At 52.9% G+C, this 471-nt stretch carries 2 protein-coding genes; both read right to left on the reverse strand.

All coding sequences use genetic code 11. The features are described from left to right. Positions 1-255 (reverse strand): hypothetical protein (locus tag Q4563_RS16020; protein ID WP_303605180.1); only part of this gene is annotated, 255 nt, incomplete at its 3' end. Between the two features lie 23 nt (positions 256-278). Continuing rightward, on the reverse strand, positions 279-471 hold a 193-nt coding region (locus Q4563_RS16025; protein ID WP_303605181.1), incomplete at its 5' end, for a hypothetical protein.

A 471-nucleotide genomic window follows, 5' to 3' on the forward strand; every position in this document is an offset into this window, starting at 1 on the left:
GCTCAGAATATCGCTGTTGTCACTGTGGGAGCGGATGCTTTCTTTCAGTTCGCTGGTGTGTCCGGCCAGGAGTTCGTGTGCGCTGTGGCGAGCGATCATGGTGCCAATGGTGTTCAGTTGGCGTTCGTTGTCCTGGCGGGTCAGATAGTATTCCAGCCAGGTAAAGGCGATGCTTGAAAATATCAGAGTCAGGGTGGTCGTCAATAACGTGACGATAACCAGCTTGTGCTTCAGGCGTTGTACCTGTAGATGCATGTCTCTCGGCTCGTTTGGGGCGGTTACGTGATGTGGTCCGCTTGGAATAAACCATAGCATGTACCATAAATCAGGTATTTGCCTAGAGAGACCCGGAGTGCGTATGGGGTTCCGACCACCATACGCACTGAATAATGGCGCGTTTTCTTATTCAGCGGCCAGGTTGGCTTGTGCTGCCCGATCCGCTTCTTGCTGAAGTTGCTGCAACAGGTCGTC

It is taken from the genome of Gilvimarinus sp. 1_MG-2023 (assembly GCF_030548285.1).